15 protein-coding genes, 1 tRNA gene and 1 pseudogene are annotated in these 16,950 nt (G+C 58.5%); 8 read left to right on the forward strand and 9 right to left on the reverse strand.

The genetic code is table 11. The annotated features are described in order from the left end of the window. Positions 1-29: 29 nt before the first annotated feature. Entirely contained in the window at positions 30-779 is a 750-nt protein-coding gene (locus tag J7548_RS05410; RefSeq protein ID WP_290971367.1) for an SDR family oxidoreductase, read from the reverse strand. A 144-nt stretch (positions 780-923) separates the two neighbouring features. Between J7548_RS05410 and J7548_RS05415 the strand changes: the two genes are divergently transcribed. The 6 genes from J7548_RS05415 (at position 924) to J7548_RS05440 (ending at position 5,616) form a co-directional block, all read left to right on the forward strand. Next, on the forward strand, positions 924-1,469 hold the full coding sequence (locus tag J7548_RS05415) for a DNA-deoxyinosine glycosylase (RefSeq protein WP_290971370.1): 546 nt from the start codon (positions 924-926) through the stop codon (positions 1,467-1,469). A gap of 92 nt (positions 1,470-1,561) precedes the next feature. Then, entirely contained in the window at positions 1,562-2,098 is a 537-nt protein-coding gene (locus J7548_RS05420) for a uracil-DNA glycosylase (protein WP_290971372.1), read from the forward strand. A 153-nt stretch (positions 2,099-2,251) separates the two neighbouring features. After that, positions 2,252-2,890: a hypothetical protein gene (locus J7548_RS05425; RefSeq protein ID WP_290971375.1), complete on the forward strand. Its 639-nt coding sequence runs from the start codon at positions 2,252-2,254 to the stop codon at positions 2,888-2,890. A gap of 630 nt (positions 2,891-3,520) precedes the next feature. Then, positions 3,521-4,582 (forward strand): ParA family protein, encoded by a 1,062-nt coding sequence (locus J7548_RS05430; protein ID WP_290971378.1) that lies wholly within the window; start codon positions 3,521-3,523, stop codon positions 4,580-4,582. 5 nt (positions 4,583-4,587) lie between these two features. Further along, a complete protein-coding gene (locus tag J7548_RS05435) occupies positions 4,588-5,262 on the forward strand; it encodes a hypothetical protein (RefSeq protein ID WP_290971381.1) in 675 nt (224 codons plus the stop codon). Between the two features lie 135 nt (positions 5,263-5,397). After that, positions 5,398-5,616 (forward strand): hypothetical protein, encoded by a 219-nt coding sequence (locus J7548_RS05440; protein WP_290971383.1) that lies wholly within the window; start codon positions 5,398-5,400, stop codon positions 5,614-5,616. Positions 5,617-5,709: 93 nt separating this feature from the next. Here the strand turns inward: J7548_RS05440 and J7548_RS05445 are convergent, their stop codons facing one another. Beyond that, positions 5,710-6,525, reverse strand: a complete 816-nt coding sequence (locus J7548_RS05445) for a MetQ/NlpA family ABC transporter substrate-binding protein (RefSeq protein WP_290971385.1) — start codon at positions 6,523-6,525, stop codon at positions 5,710-5,712. A 185-nt stretch (positions 6,526-6,710) separates the two neighbouring features. Between J7548_RS05445 and J7548_RS05450 the strand changes: the two genes are divergently transcribed. Then, complete coding sequence (locus J7548_RS05450) at positions 6,711-7,529, forward strand: spermidine synthase (RefSeq protein WP_290971387.1); 819 nt, start codon at positions 6,711-6,713, stop codon at positions 7,527-7,529. A 21-nt stretch (positions 7,530-7,550) separates the two neighbouring features. Here J7548_RS05450 and J7548_RS05455 read toward each other — a convergent pair whose 3' ends face one another. Further along, the gene (locus tag J7548_RS05455) at positions 7,551-9,767 is read right to left on the reverse strand and encodes a SulP family inorganic anion transporter (protein WP_290971389.1); all 2,217 of its coding nucleotides are present in this window, start codon (positions 9,765-9,767) and stop codon (positions 7,551-7,553) included. 319 nt (positions 9,768-10,086) lie between these two features. Between J7548_RS05455 and J7548_RS05460 the strand changes: the two genes are divergently transcribed. Beyond that, positions 10,087-10,162, forward strand: a tRNA-Lys gene (locus J7548_RS05460). Positions 10,163-10,297: 135 nt separating this feature from the next. Here the strand turns inward: J7548_RS05460 and J7548_RS05465 are convergent. The 6 genes and pseudogenes from J7548_RS05465 to J7548_RS05485 all read right to left on the reverse strand — a co-directional run bounded on the left by J7548_RS05465 (position 10,298) and on the right by J7548_RS05485 (position 16,873). Next, positions 10,298-12,511 carry an autotransporter outer membrane beta-barrel domain-containing protein gene (locus J7548_RS05465; protein ID WP_290971391.1) on the reverse strand — a complete coding sequence of 738 codons (2,214 nt, stop codon included), beginning with the start codon at positions 12,509-12,511 and terminating at the stop codon, positions 10,298-10,300. A 440-nt stretch (positions 12,512-12,951) separates the two neighbouring features. Next, positions 12,952-13,233 carry a hypothetical protein gene (locus J7548_RS05470; protein ID WP_290971392.1) on the reverse strand — a complete coding sequence of 94 codons (282 nt, stop codon included), beginning with the start codon at positions 13,231-13,233 and terminating at the stop codon, positions 12,952-12,954. Between the two features lie 52 nt (positions 13,234-13,285). Beyond that, positions 13,286-13,432: pseudogene (locus J7548_RS20085) on the reverse strand (ESPR domain-containing protein); the annotation flags it as partial. Positions 13,433-13,688: 256 nt separating this feature from the next. Next, a complete protein-coding gene (locus tag J7548_RS05475; protein ID WP_290971394.1) occupies positions 13,689-15,401 on the reverse strand; it encodes a tetratricopeptide repeat protein in 1,713 nt (570 codons plus the stop codon). A gap of 55 nt (positions 15,402-15,456) precedes the next feature. Beyond that, on the reverse strand, positions 15,457-16,149 hold the full coding sequence (msrA, locus tag J7548_RS05480) for a peptide-methionine (S)-S-oxide reductase MsrA (RefSeq protein ID WP_290971396.1): 693 nt from the start codon (positions 16,147-16,149) through the stop codon (positions 15,457-15,459). A 52-nt stretch (positions 16,150-16,201) separates the two neighbouring features. After that, positions 16,202-16,873, reverse strand: a complete 672-nt coding sequence (locus tag J7548_RS05485; protein WP_290971397.1) for a protein-methionine-sulfoxide reductase heme-binding subunit MsrQ — start codon at positions 16,871-16,873, stop codon at positions 16,202-16,204. Positions 16,874-16,950: the final 77 nt, after the last annotated feature.

The raw sequence follows: 16,950 nt of genomic DNA on the forward strand, positions 1-16,950 counted from the left end.
GCGAAATCAATGTGAAAACAAAGGTGGGATCAGCGCCCTCCCGACACGTCGATAAATGTACCGGTAGCGTAGGACGCTTCATCCGACAGCAGCCACAGGATGGCGTTGGCGACCTCTTCGGCGGTGCCGCCGCGCTTCATCGGCACGGCATCCTTCAGACGGTCGACGCGGCCGGCTTCGCCGCCGCTGGCGTGGATATCAGTATAGATCAGCCCCGGGCGCACGGCGTTGACGCGGATGCCCTCGGCCGCCACTTCCTTGGCCAGGCCGACGGTGAAGGCATCGATCGCGCCCTTGGAGGCTGCATAGTCGACATACTCGCCCGGCCCGCCCAGCTTGGCCGCCATCGACGACAGGTTGACGATGGCGCCGCCTTTGCCGCCATGCTTCGTCGACATGCGCTTGACCGCCTCGCGCGCGCACAACAGGCTGCCGGTGATGTTGGCGACCAGCACGCGGTTAATGCGCTCGGCATCCATGTCATCCAGGCGCGACTGGTGGCCCAGGATGCCGGCGTTGTTTACCAGCGCGGTCACCGGCCCCAGCTCCTTGTCGACGGTGGCGAACAGGCGCACGATATCCTCCTCCCTGGCGACATCGCCCGCCACCGTGATGGCGCGGCCGCCGCCCTTGCGGATCTCGTCGGCCACCGCCTCGGCCGCGTCGCGGTTGGACACATAGTTCACGCATACCGCATAACCCTGCCGCGCCGCCAGTTTGGCCGTCGCCGCGCCGATACCGCGGCTGCCGCCGGTTACTACGATGACTTTTCCTGCCATGTCTTCCTCCGTGGATGTCTGCTTCGAATGGGGGTAATTGCGGCTGCGGCAATTACGCTAAGATCGCTATCTTGCCGCATCATTGTGCCTCGCTGCGCAGCCCGCGAGGCACCGTCAAATTATTTTCATCTCGACCGAAATACCATGCCGACCAGGAAGCCCGTACGCCAGACGCCAGCATTCACCGCCGCCGACCCGCTGCTGGCCAGCTTCCCGCCAGTAGTGGCGCGCGATACGCGTACGCTGATTTTAGGAAGTTTGCCGGGAGTAGCTTCGCTGGCGGCCAGCCAGTATTACGGGCATCCGCGCAATGCGTTCTGGAAGTTGGTAGGTGATTCAATTGGGGTTGAACTCGCTGGATTGGACTACCCAACGCGATTATCACGCTTACTCGAACATCACATTGGATTGTGGGACGTCATTGCCACTGCACGGAGGACTGGCAGTCTTGACAGTGAAATTCGAGAGCATACACAGAACGATCTGCTCGACTTGATCGGTTCTTTGCCTGAATTGAATACGATAGCATTCAATGGTGGTGCGGCGGCCAAGATTGGACTTAAGACTTTGGGAATGAGGGCTAACGACCATCGGATTTTACTTCTGCCGTCGAGCAGTCCTGCGCATGCATCACTGTCTTATGCGCAAAAACTGGTCACCTGGAATCAACTAACGGAATCAGGCATATAACTATCATGGACGTACCATCGAAAAACACATCCAGATCACTGCTTAACCACGACATACTGGACGCCCGTCGAAGTCTATTGGCCGCACCTCATATGATTGAGCTGACTAACTACGTGAAACGGTTAAGGGAAAAATTCGGCGCTCCCTGGGAGTTTCCCGATTTTGATCCTTTAGATGGTGGGCGTGACGCGGAACTCTTGTTCTTGATGGAAAAGCCCGGTCCAATGACCTCGACCAAGGGAGAAAAAGGATCAGGCTTGATCTCCAGAGATAACAACGACCCGACTGCAGAAGCTATTTTCGATTTTATGAATCAAGCGCGGATTCCACGAGAACGGACCGCACTTTGGAACACGATTCCGGGTTGGAACGGCAAGATTAAAATCGGCAAAGGAGAACGGCAACAAGGAATCGAGGAACTCCCCCACTTGATCGCCCTGCTACCTAAAGTCAAAGGCGTCGTTCTGGTAGGTCGGCAAGCTCAGCGAGCGCAATCAGTCATTACTGCTTCGAACTTAATGGTCTTTACTTCCTACCATCCCTCCCCCAAGGTCAGATCAATTAACCCACATTTATGGAACGCTATACCCGATCGTTGGGCTTCTGCATTTCGAGCAATCCAAGCTTAAGGCGGTATGCTGAATTCGCGCCCATAGACTAAGTGTCAAATTAAGCAGGACATCAATTCACTCAAAAGACAGCAACAGCGTTGCATACGAATGACGAACCATTGTCACATGATGTATTTGCCTACTAACTCAATAAAACACTTCACATAAAACATGGATGATTCTGACAGCCTCCGGAATGACGTAACGGCCTTTGAACCAGATCCACGTATGCAGCACCAGTCGCTGCCAAACCGTAGTCAGTTAATCAATTCGTTCGTCCTAACCTCCTCCACCCCGCCGTCGGTTCAGATTCACTTTGAAACTGCAAAGAATCTTTATTTGTATGCTTGGTTTGTGTATCGCTTTCACATGGTTGCCGAGCAATATGTGTTTTCCACTCTTGAGCTGGCATTACGTGAACGCCTAATTGAAATAGGACTAGTCAGTAGCGATAGATTGCCTGGCTTAAGTGGAATGCTTAAGCTTGCACGCTCAAAAGACCTGATCAGCAATGAGCGACTTGTCCATCGTAACGATTGGACAATACGAATGGCCCAAAAACGATATAAAAATGAAGAGATGCGTCGGATGATCGAGGACGGGATTTTCCAGCTCGCGATTGACGAGAGCTTGGCAGTGCCAACAGCAGAGGAATCAAGCTTTGACTGGATTAACCACTTTATCCAGCATGTTCCAGTGCAGCGCAATTCACACGCCCATGGCACAACTTCGCTTTACCCAAATGTTTTATGGACATTTGAGATAGTGGCTGAATTGATTAACCAGCTATTTTCGGCACACAAAGAATAACGCCGCTTGATTGTTGATTTTCTTGTCAAGGCCCAACGCAGATCGACAGGCTTACTATTCCCCAACTAGTCTCCCAAAGTGTCCCTGCCCAAGCCACCTCATCTGGTGCCCCGGAGGTGTCAAATTGACCAAAACATCAATGCGTTTTGGAGGATCGTTGGTAATGTAATTGGTGTTGGATTGGTGAATTTAAGCTACGAGGCACGGTTGCCCGCATTACTGGAACATCGTATAGGGCTATATGATGTCATCGCCAACGCTCGTCGCATTGGTAGCTTAGATAGCAGCATCAGAGATCATACGTACAATGACTTAGTAGCACTGCTTGATACTTTGCGAGAACTAGCGACCATTGTTTTCAATGGTGGGACTACTGCAAAGACCGGTATCAAAGCATTGGGGGGCAGCAAGCACCGAAATATCAAATTCTGCGTTTCCCATCTAGTAGTCCAGCACATGCGACTCTTTACTACGTGCAGAAACTCCAACTATGGCAATAACTTGCCAGAAAAAATCGTGCTGAATGTTGCAACATGCCATGTTAGAGTTCAAAAATCTGTTTCTGATAGTAGTGTGAGCAGCAATAAACTCCCTTAAGCAAATCACCGATGTCAACTAACAAGGATCAAAATGGCGATTTTGACTCTCTACAATCATAAAGGTGGGGTTTCTAAGACCACGACTACCTTCAATCTTGCACATTTACTAGTTGCTCGTGGAAAAAAAGTATTACTGGTAGATGCTGATTCTCAGTGCAATTTAACCGAGCTCTGTCTCGGTAGAGTCATAGAAGAATTAGACGTTGTTGCCGAGAAGACGGGAATTATTCAAGAGTTACCTGGAACAAATATTCTTGATGTTCTCAAGCCTCGTATTGAAGGTGAAGTCCCAACTATCAATATTGATGCGATAGAAACAGTAAACTTAATTCCTGGGCTTGATTTGATCCGCGGAAGCGTTGATCTAAACTCCATTGAAGATGATATTGCTGAAGCACATATCAATCGATTTTCTGCGCGTACAAATCTTATGCGCACATATGTCGCTGTTGGCGACATGCTTGTACGCATCGCGGAAGCACGAAAGTACGACTATATTTTTATTGACTTAGGCCCTAGTGCCGGAGCATTAACACGTTCTTTCTTTCTTGCTTGTGACGCATTCTTTGTTCCCGTTGCTCCTGATCGCTTCAACGTTCAGGCAATTCGGACCTTATCCATGATTTTAAATCGATGGATAGAAGAGCACTCTCAGATCCGCGAAACGTACTCGAGCTACTCTCTTCCAGTGCGTCATGGACTGCCAATTTTCTGCGGCGCAATCTCTCAGTTTTTCAAGGTTTATAAAGGCAAACCCAAAGCAGGATTCGAAGTTTGGATGAAACGGATTCCAGAGCAAATAACCACATTTCTCACCCCAATTCTTCAGAAGCATTCGGATGCGCAAAGAAATCTGTTCCCTTTAGGCTCCGATGATCTTATTGCGGCTCAAATTCCTGATTTCGGTACGCTGGCTCCCTTAATGCAAGAAGTAGGGAAAGCAGTCTTCAACATAACGCAAACAGATACAGCTCTTGTAACAGAATCCGGAATTGCTTGGGCTGGAGGAACGTGGTCAGATGCAGAAAAGCGTATGACTATATACCGAGCATGTTTTGATCAGTTGGCGGATCGCATCGCCGTTGCGGGGTGAAAGGGATGACGCTTCAGCTTTCTAGCCATTTTGTTGCTTTCATTGATATTCTTGGCTTCTCGGAAATGGTACGCGCCGACTGTGAATCTGTACAAGAACCACGATTCTTAGAACTTTTACACAATGCGCACTTACGAGCGACAGCAATTTTCGGTCGAGATTTAGATGCAGGACTTATCCAATTTTCTGACTCAATAGTTTTGAGTCGGCCATTTCAGCTAGATGCGCTTCCACTTTTCATTGAATCAATTGCCACTTGGCAGCGTAGCCTTCTTCTCGACGGTCTAATTTGCCGTGGCGGCGTAACTTTTGGAAAACACTTCGTTAAAGATCGTTTCCTTTTCAGTAAAGGGCTAATCGACGCATATCATCTTGAAAGTACTCAAGCTAAATACCCTCGCATAGTTGTTTCTAAGAATTTGCTTGAGCTCGCAGCCCCCATTGTCGATGTTCAAAACTTGCTATTGATTAAAGAGGAAGATGGCATCACATTCATTGACTACTTGGTTATTGATGGTGATGACGAAAAACGAGACACTCTTTCGACTGCTACCCAGACCGTTATTGAATCAGCACCACATGGAAATGCATCCGTACAAGAAAAAATGCGCTGGCTGGCTCGATACGCAGACCATAAGCTTGGTACAAATTTATCAGGACCAAGATTCGCAATACTATGATTCTCACGTTCGAGGCTTCCTTTTCATTTTAAAAGACATCGGAATGGCTATCTCAAACTTTAGTACTGTCATCGAACAGTAAGGCCTTTTCTTACTCCAAGTACCAGCAACTTGGGGCGCTTAATAAAACTAGCAGTGAAAAAGTACCGGACCAAAGCAATATCTTCTATCTGTCCACTACTTCCGAAAGAACACATAATCAAAGAATTCGCCCGAAAAACCGCCATTGAAAATAAGGTACTGCACCGCCTTGCCAAAGAAGACGATGCCGGCAAAAACAATGGCCAGCCTGAGGCAAAAGAGAAGATATTTGAGCATGGCCGCAGTGTATATGAGCCGCCGCCCACCGGATGAAAAAGAAAATGCCGCCCGCTTGCCAGCCGGACGGCATCGCTCCCCCTTCCCAGTCCCTCCATCCCCCCGGAACAGAGGCCCCTTCCAGGCGAATCAGAACGCCGGCACCAGCGATCCCTTGAATTCGCTTTCGATGAATTTGCGCACTTCCTCCGACTGGTAGGCCTGCACCAGCTTCCTGACCCAGGGCTTGTCCTTGTCTTCGGCGCGCGTGGCGATGATGTTGGCATAGCGGCCGCGCGGGTCTTCCACTGCGATGGTGTCTTTCTGCAATGACAGGCCGGCCTTGAAGGCGTAGTCGTTGTTGATCGAGGCCGCGGCCAGGTCGTCCAGCGAACGCGGCAGTTGCGCGGCGTCGAGTTCGACCAGCTTGAGCTTCTTCGGATTGTCCACCACATCCAGCGGGGTGGCGTTGACGCCGTTTTCACCCACGCCCGGCTTGAGCTTGATCAGGCCGGCCTTCTGCAACAGCAGCAGTGCGCGGTTGCCGTTGGAGGGGTCGTTCTGGATGCCGATCGTGGCGCCGTTGGGCAGTTGGTCGACCGATTTGTATTTCTTCGAGTAGATGCCCAGCGGCGCGGTGATCGTCAGCCCGACCGGCACGATCTTGTAGCCGCGCGCCTTGATCTGGCTGTCCAGATAAGGCACATGCTGGAAGGCGTTGGCGTCCAGGTCGCCGGCGGCCAGCGCGGCGTTGGGTTGCAGGTAGTCGCTGAAGACCACGGTCTGGACTTCCAGCCCGGTGCGGGCGGCGACTTTCTTGACGACTTCGAAGGTACTCTCGGCATTGCCGACCGAGATACCGACCTTGATCTTCGTTTTGTCCTGGGCCGATGCCGTGTGCGGCGCCAGCGCCAAGGCCAGTGCGGCTAATGCGCCGGCCAGTTTTGCGATTGCAGCGAATTGCATGATGTCCCCGATAAGAATGAGGACAGCATGGTCACATATGCCGCGCGGGGGAAAAACGAATGAATCCGCATGTGGATATGCAAAACGCGCAGCAAAAACGCGGCGCGGGCGTGCGGCAAGGTATCATGCCGCATCCCGAGGGGCGGCCGCGCCGCCCAAGACCGCGCTTGCAACCGATACCCACCATGCTGATCAGAAGAAAATCCATCGAAGCCCAGGCCAATACCAAGGCCGGCCCCAATCGCCGCCGGCTCGCGGCCGATGCCGCCAAGCCGCGCAAGCCCAAGTTCGCGCCGGTGACGCTGTCGGAACTGGAAGGCGTGCGCTACCTGCACTTCGGCACCGAGTGGGTGCAGGGCGCCATGCGCATCCGCAAGCCGGACTGGATCGAGCTGGAGTACGCCCAGCAGATGATGGCCTGGATGCTGTTCAATCCGGCGCCGCGCCATATCGTGCAACTGGGGCTGGGCACCGGCGCGCTGACCAAGTTCGCCTACCGGGAATTCCCGCAGGCGCAGGTGACGGCGGTGGAACTGAATCCGGCGGTGGTCGCGATCTGCCACAGCATGTTCAAGCTGCCCGAACCCGACGAACGCCTGATGCTGATCGAAAGCGATGCGATGGATTTCATCGTCCACGCCGCCGCGCACGGCATCATCGATGCGCTGCAGGTCGACCTCTACGATGCCACCGCGCGCGGCCCGGTGCTCGACACGCCGGAGTTCTACCAGGCCTGCTACGACAGCCTGGCTCCGGGCGGCGTCATGACGGTCAACCTGTTCGGCGACCATCCCAGCTATGCCAAGAACCTGAAGGCGATGGAATTCGCTTTCGATACGGTGGTATCGCTGCCGGAAGTCCATGACGGCAACGTCGTCGCGCTCGCCTTCAAGGGTCGACGTGAATTCGACTTCCCTTCCCTGTACGAGCGCGCCGCGCAGATCGAGGCGCAAACCAAGCTGCCGGCGAAGTCCTGGGTCAACGGCATCAAGAGCGGGCTTTAAGCCCCTGCCTTCCGCCACGCATCACTGCGTCAGGCGATACGCCTCGTTGGTCGCCGCCAGCCGGCTGGCCAGCACCCGCACCACGTAGTTGTGCAGTTGCATCGCCGCCGACGGGTCTTCCTGTTCCAGCATGCGCAGGCGCGCCATGCTCAGTTTGTAGGCGCGCGTGCGCCGGTCGGTGACGACGTCGGCGGTGCGCTTCTGGCCGCTGTAGAGCGCCATCTCGCCGACGATGGTGGCGTTGGAGAAAGTGCGCAAGCGCATACGGCCGTTGCCGGTGGCCAGCGAAATGCTGACCTGGCCTTCTTCGATGAAGTACAGGCAGTCGCCGATCTCGCCTTTTTTGAACAGCAGCGTGCCGGCTTCCAGTTCCACTTTCTCGGTACGGGCGAACAGCGCCTTCAGCTCGCGCTCGTCGAAGTATTCGCGCAGGCTCACTTCAAGCTCGCTCTTCGAATGGTCTTGGCCGTTGGCGGCCAGCACGCGGTTTTCCACCCACTCCAGCGCGGCGTCGAGGTCGGGAAACTCCTGCGGAGCCTGCTTGCCGATGAAAGCCCGTTCCACCGGCGCACGCAAGCGGCCGCTGATGCCGGTCAGGATCAGGGTGGTCTTGTGCTGCTCGCACACCTGCGCCAGCTTGGCGAAACTTTGCGAGGTCGATGCGTCCAGCCCCTGCACGTTGCGGAAATCGATGATGATGTATTCGCGCGGCTGTACCAGTTGCTGGCGCACGCGGGCAACCATCTGGTTGGCGCTGCCGAAGAACAGGAAGCCTTGCAGGCTGACGCCGAACATGCAGTCGCCAGATTGCTTGAGCAAGGCGCGCGCCTCCATCGTCCGCTCCAGCTTGGAATGCAGGGCGGCGCCGGTGAATTCCATCTTCACGCAGGATACGCGGCTGTAATCCACCACGAACAACACGCACGCCACCACGATGCCCAGCGCCACGCCGGTGACGAAACCGTAGAACGCGATCACCGCCAGGATCGCCAGGATCAGCGAGTAGTCGCCCCATCCCAGCCGGCTGCGCGCCTTCACCAGCCACTCGTTGAGCAAGCCGCCGCCCAGGCCGACCAGCAGCCCGGCCAGCACCGGCTTGGGCAGGTACGCCACCAGCGGCAGGAAGAACAAGGCGCACACCAGGCAGATCAGCGCCGCCAGGATGGCCGCCTTGCGGTCGCGCGAACCGACCTGATGGCTCAGCAAGGAGCGGCTCAGCGAATGGCAGCCGGACACCCCGCCCAGCGCCCCGGCCACGATGTTGGCCACACCGGCGCTGCGCAGCTCATGGTTGAAGTCGACATCCCGGCGCGTGGCCAGGCCGATGCCGGTGGCGTTGAGCAGGATGGTCAGCGTCATCACCGCCGCCAGCGCCAGGAACTCGTTGTAATGCTCCCAGAGCATGCCCCAGTCGACCAGATGCCACGACAACAATGCCGGCGCATTGAATCCGACCGAAGCCAGCGGCGCGAACAGCCAGCCCTGCCCGCGCGCCTGGGCCACGGAAATGCCGGCGCTCCACATGCCGCCGTAGAAGAACAGGCAGGCTGCGCACAGCGCGATCGGCAGTGCGAAAGGATGGGTGAATTTGCGCCGCGGCAGGCCCAGCATCGCCACCGCCACGATCGCGGCGGCGCCGACGGTAATCCAGTGCAGCTTCCCCAGCGCCGCCAGCGCCCCGGCGCCCAAGGCATGTCCGGTCAACATGCTGAATGCCCCGGCCAGCAGCAGGTAGCCGGTCCCGGCCAGAAAGCCGCCCAGCACCGGGAATGGCACGAACTGCACCAGGCTGCCGCGGCGCGCCGTCCCCAGCCCGGCCATCACCAGCCCCACCGTGACCGTGCTCATCGCCACGGCCGCCAGGGCCGTCATCACCGCCGCCTGCGGATTGCCTTGCGCCGACATGGCGGCCCAGATGCCGCTGACCATCAGCGTCAGGATGCCGGTGCAATTGGAATCGGCCCCCGCCACCACGAACGGCACCGAGCTGGAACAAGCCAGCATCAGCATGACCACGCAGGTGGTGACGAACAGCACCGGCAGGCCGGCTTGCAACAGCACCGCATCGCCGCCGCCGAAGATCATCGCGCCGTAACTGATGGAATAGCTCATCGAAATCACTGCCGCGATGAGTGCGGCCGGGAGACTGCCCAGCCAGGAAGAGATGCGTACCGGAGCCCCCGACAATCCGTCCCCATGAGACGGGATGCCTGCCCCTTCCGTATTTGGCGCTTGCATATTTTTTCTTGGAATTGTTACGTAACTTGATTGATGCGAATCAAATGGCGCGGCGCGACGATATTACGAAAAGGTCAACGCCGATGCCGCCTCTCATGAAGCCAAGACAAACAACCTGCAAGGCAACACCCAAAAGGCTTTGCGGCGTGCCGGACTATCCGGCTGGCCGCCCTGCCGCCCCTTTGCCATGCAGTACTCGTGCCACCAGTGATTTACGCCAAATGAATATTTTTTAGCTTTTTTTGAAAAACAGCTTGCGAAGACAAAAAAGCTCTCCTATAATGCGTCCTCTCTTGCAGTACAGCACAACGTACAGCACGGGGCGTTAGCTCAGTTGGTAGAGCAGCGGACTCTTAATCCGTAGGTCCACAGTTCGAATCTGTGACGCCCCACCAGAATACAAAAGGGTTACAAGCGATTTCGTTTGTGACCCTTTTTCACTTTCCGGGCTGCATGCAACTACCATGCAGCCCGATTTGATCCATATCGATCAACGCATCTCCCCTTCGCTCGCCAGAAAACAGGCTCACTTAGAACCGCCATGTCGCCTTGACCGAGGCCGACTGGTTGATGAAGCCGCTGCGCCCTTCCGCGTCATAGCGCAAGGACACGTCGGTGCCTTGCGCGGTCTTGTGCGTATAGCCAATCCCAGCTTTGATGATCCACGGCGAATGGTCGATGCCGGACGCGGTAAAGCTCTGCCCCGGCGCACCGGCATACGCCGCCACCAGATCGCCGCGGTCGTTGATCGCGTCATAGCCGGCGCCGAGATGGGCGCTGAGTTGCGACTGCGCATCCAGCGCATGCACCAGGCGGCTTTCCACACCCAACACCAGCGCTTCGGTGGTCTTGGCCGCCACATTCAGGTTAAGCGCGCCGGCGCCGGTCTCGGTATAGGACTGGCTTTGCAGCCGGGTGTAATCGAGGCGCAATGCCGGAATCAAGGTAGTGGACTCCGTCAGCGGCACGGCCTTCGACAGGCTGGCGCCGGCATGGGCACTCCAGGTGCCGTAATCGGCGCTGGCGGTCCGGTTCAGTCCGCCGAAATTGAGGTCGCGGTTGCTGCGGCTGCTGTTCCAGCCGGTATCGACCTGGAAGCCCAGCGTCAGGTCGCTGACCGGCACGCTGCCATACAGCGCCAGCACGTTGGAATCGATCTTGGCATGGCTGCCGGCGCCGGACAGGTCGGCGTTGCCGATGACGTTCGTATTGCCATACGCATAGGCCAGGCCCAGACGGAGATTGTCCAGGTCGGCTTCGATGCCGGCGGCCAATCCCCAGGTGTTGGCCGAGAAGCCGGAAGCGCCATCCCGGTCATCCTGGCTGGCGCGGGAGCCGAAAGGCATCAGCCAGACTTGCCGGTTGGTCATCGCATCGCCGGAAGACAGGCCGGTCTGGCCGCTCGAGGCGAAACGGCCGGAGAAGAGACGATTGAGAGAAGACAGCGTGCCGGACAAAGCCGCCGAACCGAAGTTCTGCGGCAGCGTCTGGTCGGCTGCGCGGGCGACGCTGGGCAAATCGGATAAGCGCCCAAGGGCGGTGATCACATTGGCCATGTCGCCAGTCGGCGTGCCGTTGACCTGGGTATCGAGGACGCGGGCCGCGCCAATGGCAGGCTTCAGTCCAGCGGCATTGACGGCGCCGGCAACGCTGGCACTGCTGGAGCTACCGGTGCCAGTGGCGCTGCTGGCGCTGACGATGTTCAGGTCGATGGTGTTGCCGTTGAGGACGGGGGTGAAATTGAAGAGCGCGGAATTGTCGGTGACATTGAAGGTCGAGGCGGTCAGCGTACCGGCAGTAACCACGCCGCGCAGCGTTTGGCCGGCGGCCAGCGAATTGAGGCCGGCCACATTCACGACCAGATTGGCCCCCGGATTGAAGGAGGCTGCGCCAGTGACCGCGAGTTTGCCGTAATTCGTATTGCTTGAGGCCCCGATGGTCAGGGTCTGGCCAGCAGTTTGCGTATAGCTGCCCAATGCCAGGGTACCAGCAGTGACGGTCGTGTTGCCGCTCCAGGCATTGCCGCCAGCCAGCGTTAGTGTCCCGCTGCCTTGTTGGACCAAGCTACCGGTACCGGTGATGCTATTGTTCACCGCCACGTTGCCGGAGCGATTAAACACAAGCGTGCCGTTGTTCAAGACATTGCCGCTACCAAGTGTCCCGTTGGTACCGCCATTGCCGACTTGCAAGGTGCCGCCGCTGATAGTGGTAGCGCCGCTGTAGGTGTTGTTGCCGGTCAGGACGGTCGTGCCGTTGCCGTTCTGGTTGAGGCTGCCGGCCCCGGCAATGTTGGCTGAAAGAGTAAATGCGTCAGTCTGGTTGAAATTGATCGTGCCGTCGTTGGCGAGAGCGCTCAGGCCTGAGACCGTGCCGCCGGTGGTGCCGTTGATGGTGGCATTGCCGATGTTGAAGGTGCCGTTACTGCGGATGGTGAAACTCGCGCCGGTTCCGAAACTCAGGGTGCTGCCGCCGCCGAAATTGAATGTGCCTGCACCGCCTGTTCCGCCTGGACCAGCAAGGGCTGAAGTACTAGTTTTCCCATTGTCACCGCCGATGATCAAAGCGCCGTTGGCACCGATGGCGATGGATGAGCCTACGGTGGTAAGCATGCCTGTACCGCCCTTACCACCAATACCGCCAATGCCCCCGCTACCGCCGGTTCCGGTATTGTAAGAATTTCCACCACCACCGCTGCCACCAACCAGCAAGGTTTCAGTAACAGAGAGAGTGGCATTATTAGTCAAAGTAAGTGTGCCATTCCCCCCCGCGCCACCTAAGCCATGACCGGTCGTTGTATCGCCGCCTCCACCGCCACCTGCACCACCTACGAGGAAAGAGCGGCTTACTGCTAACGTTGCGCCATTGACGGTAAGATCGCCGGCTGTCCCTGCGCCACCAGTACTGCTACCACCACCGCCACCACCGCCACCAATACCGACAAATCCATAGCTTGCATTCGTGACTAGCGTACCGCTAGTGGTAGCATTGCTGGTATTGCTGCCATTACCTGCACCTGTGCCGCCTGTACTGGCGGCCCCACCAGCTCCACCTATGTCAGCGCCAGTGAGGCTGACGACAGCACCGCCACCGCCGCCACTGCCGCCAGCAGCACCGCCACCACCGCCGAGAAGACTTCCAGCGCCATATGCGACTCCATTGCTGGCAGTGATACCACTACCACCATTCAAACCGGCATTACCACCGCTAACCGACGCTGCACCACCACCACCACCACCGATAGCGCCACCTCCGCCACTGTTACCATCAGCGCCACCACCACCAATACCGCCTTGACCTCCGTTACCATTGAGGCCTCCGTTACCACCAATGCCACCACCACCACCAGCGCCGCCACCACTGCTGCGACCGCTGTTTCCTCCGGTAACTCCACCGCCACCGCCGCCATATTGATATCCGCTCCCACCGCCACCACCAATACCGCCGCCGCCGCCATTACTGTCGCCATTTCCTCCTATGCCAACCAGCAGGTTATCCGCCCACACCGACTGAGCTAATACCAGACACACAGCCAGTGCGACACTCTTACCTGATGCTTTTCCTTTCGCCTTGGTCAATTCCGAAGCCGCTTGCCAAATACCCAAGCGATAATTGAAGATGGTCCTGTAGCAGCGATTCATGGCGGCACTTTCGATTCTTGTTGTCATGCGTGAAATACACGCAATAAGTCCTTACCATTCTGCAAAACCGCAAGCGGTTTGTCTCTACTGCATATGTAGTATTTAGAGGTACTTCAGGCGAAGAAAATTATTAAAAACAGAATCTTCATTTCGTGTGGCAGTGAAATAGAAAAGATGGCTGGTTTGGCGGGGATAGCATGTCAATTCAAAGGGGATGCTCACCAAGTATTGACAGGGGGAAATTGGCACTTACATTCGCTCATCCGCAATGAGCCCCCCCTACTCAGCGGCCTGGCAAGTCCACAATCGCCAGCGCGGCCTTGAGCGCCAGCGCCACATCCTCCCACTGCCCCGCCTTCTGCTGCCGGAACAGCTTCGCCGTCGGATACCACGGTGAATCGTGCCGGTTCAGGAACCAGCGCCAGTCAGGGGCGAACGGCAAGGCGATCCAGACCGGCAGGCCCAGTGCGCCGGCCAGGTGGGCGGCGGCGGTGTCGACTGTGATCAGCAAATCCATGCAGGACAAGGCGGCGGCGGTGTCGTTGAAGTTCGCGATCCCTTGCCCCAGCCAGTGCCAGCCTTCCTGCGTGCGCAGCCAGGCGGCGTCCGCTTCGCGCAGGTCCGGCTGGATGGCGAAGAAATCAAGATCCGGGCGCGCCTGCGCCAGCGGGGCGAATTGATGCAGCGGGATGGAACGGCGATAGTCGTTGGTATTGCCGGGGTTGCCGGAGCAAACGACGCCTACGCGAATACGCCCCGGCGTACGCGGCGCCAGGGCATCGGCACGCGCCATCCATGCCTGCTTGCGCGCCTCGTCGGCGCGCAGGTAGGAAGCGGCCGACGGGATTTCGCCGTATTGCGTATTACAGACCAATGGCAGGCTCATCATCGGCAATTGGCAATCCACCTCCGGCAAGCGCTCGCCTATGGCAACCATTTCCAGCGGCGCGGGCGACGGCAGGCTGGCCAGCAACGGCAGCAGGTTGGCGGGCACTTCGAGCACGACGTGCGCGCCGGCCTCGGCGATCAGCGGCGCATAGCGGACGAACTGGATGATGTCGCCGTAGCCCTGCTCCGCCCAGAGCAGGATGCGCTTGCCGCGCAGCGGCGTGGCGCCGTTCCACGCGGGAATCGCCTCGTGGCGGTAGGGGTCGGCGCTGCGCCCCTCCCAGCGCCATTCGTAGAGCGGGAAGGCCTCCTGGAAACGGCCCAGCACCAGCAGCGACAGCGCCAGGTTCAGCCTGGCTTCGGCGTCGTCCGGCTTGAGCCTGAGCGCGCGCTGGTAGCTGTCGATGGCTTCGTCGTATTGCCGCAGGCGCGCCAGGCTGGTGCCGCGGCTGACGTGGACATCGACGTAATCGGGATCGAGGATGAGGGCCTGGTCGTAATACTTGAGCGCCGTTTCGAAATCGCCCAGCGCGTGTTCGGCCATGCCGGCGTCGTGCCAGTAGACGGCGCGCTGGCCGTCCAGCCGCAGCGCTTGCCGCATGCTGGCGCGCACGGCGCTCCAGTCCTTGCCGCGTTCATGCAGCATGGCCTTGCGGTGCCAGGTGTCGGGCGCATCGGCTTGCAGTTGCAGCGCCTCTTCCAGCAGCGCGATGGCCGCCGCGTCGTTCTTGCCCGAGGGCGCCAGGGCTTGCAGCGCTGCCGCCGCGGCGACGAAGAGTTCCGGCATCCGGTGGCCCGCTTCTATCAGCGCCCGGTACAGCAGGAAGGCATCTTCGAAACGGCCCTGCCCGTAGAAGGCCCGGCCCAGCTTGTAGCGGACCGACAAGGACTCGGGGACGTTGTCCGGCAGCAAGCGCAGCGCGCGCTGCAGCACCAGCGCCGCCTCCTCGAAACGCGCCTGGGCCAGCGCCACGCTGCCCAGCAGGTGCAGCGCCTGCACATGGTCCGGTTCGACCTCCAGCAGGCCGAACAGCGCCTGTTCGGCAGCGGCGTAGTGTTCTTGCTCGAAGAGCTGGAAGGCTTGTCTCAGGGTTTCGGTCGGGTTCATGGCGGGACGGACGATACGGAGCGCCGTATTGTCTCATCCCCGCGCATGGACGGCATCAGCGCTTCAGCACCAGGACCGGATCGGCACGATAGATGGCCGGATACATCTTTTGCAGGTTGGCGATCTTGGGCAGGTCGTTGTAGGCGATATACGGCTGGTTGGGATGCAGGGTGGCGTAGTCCTGGTGATAGTCCTCGGCCGGGTAGAAGCCCTGCAGCGGCGCCACCTGGGTCACGATGCGCGAGGAGAACACCTTGGCGGCGTCGATCTGGGCAATATAAGCCTCGGCCGCCTGCTTCTGCTGCTCGCCGGCGGTGAAGATGGCCGAACGGTACTGCGTGCCATGGTCAGGCCCCTGGCGGTTCAGTTGGGTCGGGTCGTGCGCCACCGAAAAATAGATCTGCAGGATCTGGCCGAAGGAAATCTTGCGCGGGTCGTAGGTGACCTGCACCGCTTCCGCATGGCCGGTGCTGCCGCTGCTGACCATCTCGTAGGTCGCCGCTTCCCGCTTGCCGCCGGCGTAGCCGGACACCGCCCGCAACACACCCTGGGTATGCTGGAACACACCCTGCACACCCCAGAAGCAGCCTCCGGCCAGCACCACGGTCTCGCTCGGCGCGGTCGAGACGAGCTGCGCCTTGCCGGCCGCGGCAGGCACCGCGACGGCGGGTTCGGCGGCATTGGCGCATATTGTGCCGGCCAGCGCCAGGCACAGCGCGGCAACGGCGGCGGGTTTCAGGATGGACATGGTTTTCTCCGGAACGGAAATCAGGATGGCGTCAAATCAAAGCGGGTTACCGTCAGGGGCGCGTCGCCGGCAACGTCCCCGATGGCGCAGGGGCCTTCTCTTTCTTCGCCTGGCGCCACAGCAGGCGCAGCGCCAGCATCACGCCGACCAGCACCGCGAACAGCAGCGGCTGGGCGATCAGGTTCTTGCCGGCCTTGTCCCACCAGTAATGCAGCACGCCCAGCGGCACAATCAGGTAGATCAAGCGGTGCAGCGCCTGCCAGCGCTTGCCGCCCAGGCGGCGCACCATGCCGTTGGTGCTGGTCGCGGCCAGCGGGATGGTCAGCAGCAGCGCGCTCGCGCCTACCGTGATGAAGGGCCGCTTGACGATGTCCTTCCAGATTTCGCCGAGGTCGAAGAAATGGTCGAACCAGATGAAGGTGGTGAAGTGCAGGCTCAGGTAGAAAAACGCCATCAGCCCCAGCATGCGGCGCATTTTCAACAGCCAGTTCATGCCTGTGATCTTGCGCAGCGGCGTCACCGCCAGGGTGATGCAGAACAGGTAGAGCGTCCAGTCGCCGGTGCTGTGGGTGATAAATTCCAGCGGGTTGGCGCCCAGCCCGCCGGAAAATCCCAACGCCACCAGCCGCGCCAGCGGCACGCAGGCCAGCGCCAGGAACACCCACCACAACACCTTGACGGTACGCGGCGCGAGATTGCGGAGGATGGCGGGAGCGAGTTGCATGAAGGTGTTTCCGTTCAACCTAGATCCGGCAGTTGAATGCGTTCGCCGGTGCCGTGATCGTCGTGCCAGGCAAGGCG

The organism is Herbaspirillum sp., assembly GCF_017744395.1.
In the GTDB taxonomy this organism is placed as follows: domain Bacteria; phylum Pseudomonadota; class Gammaproteobacteria; order Burkholderiales; family Burkholderiaceae_D; genus Herbaspirillum.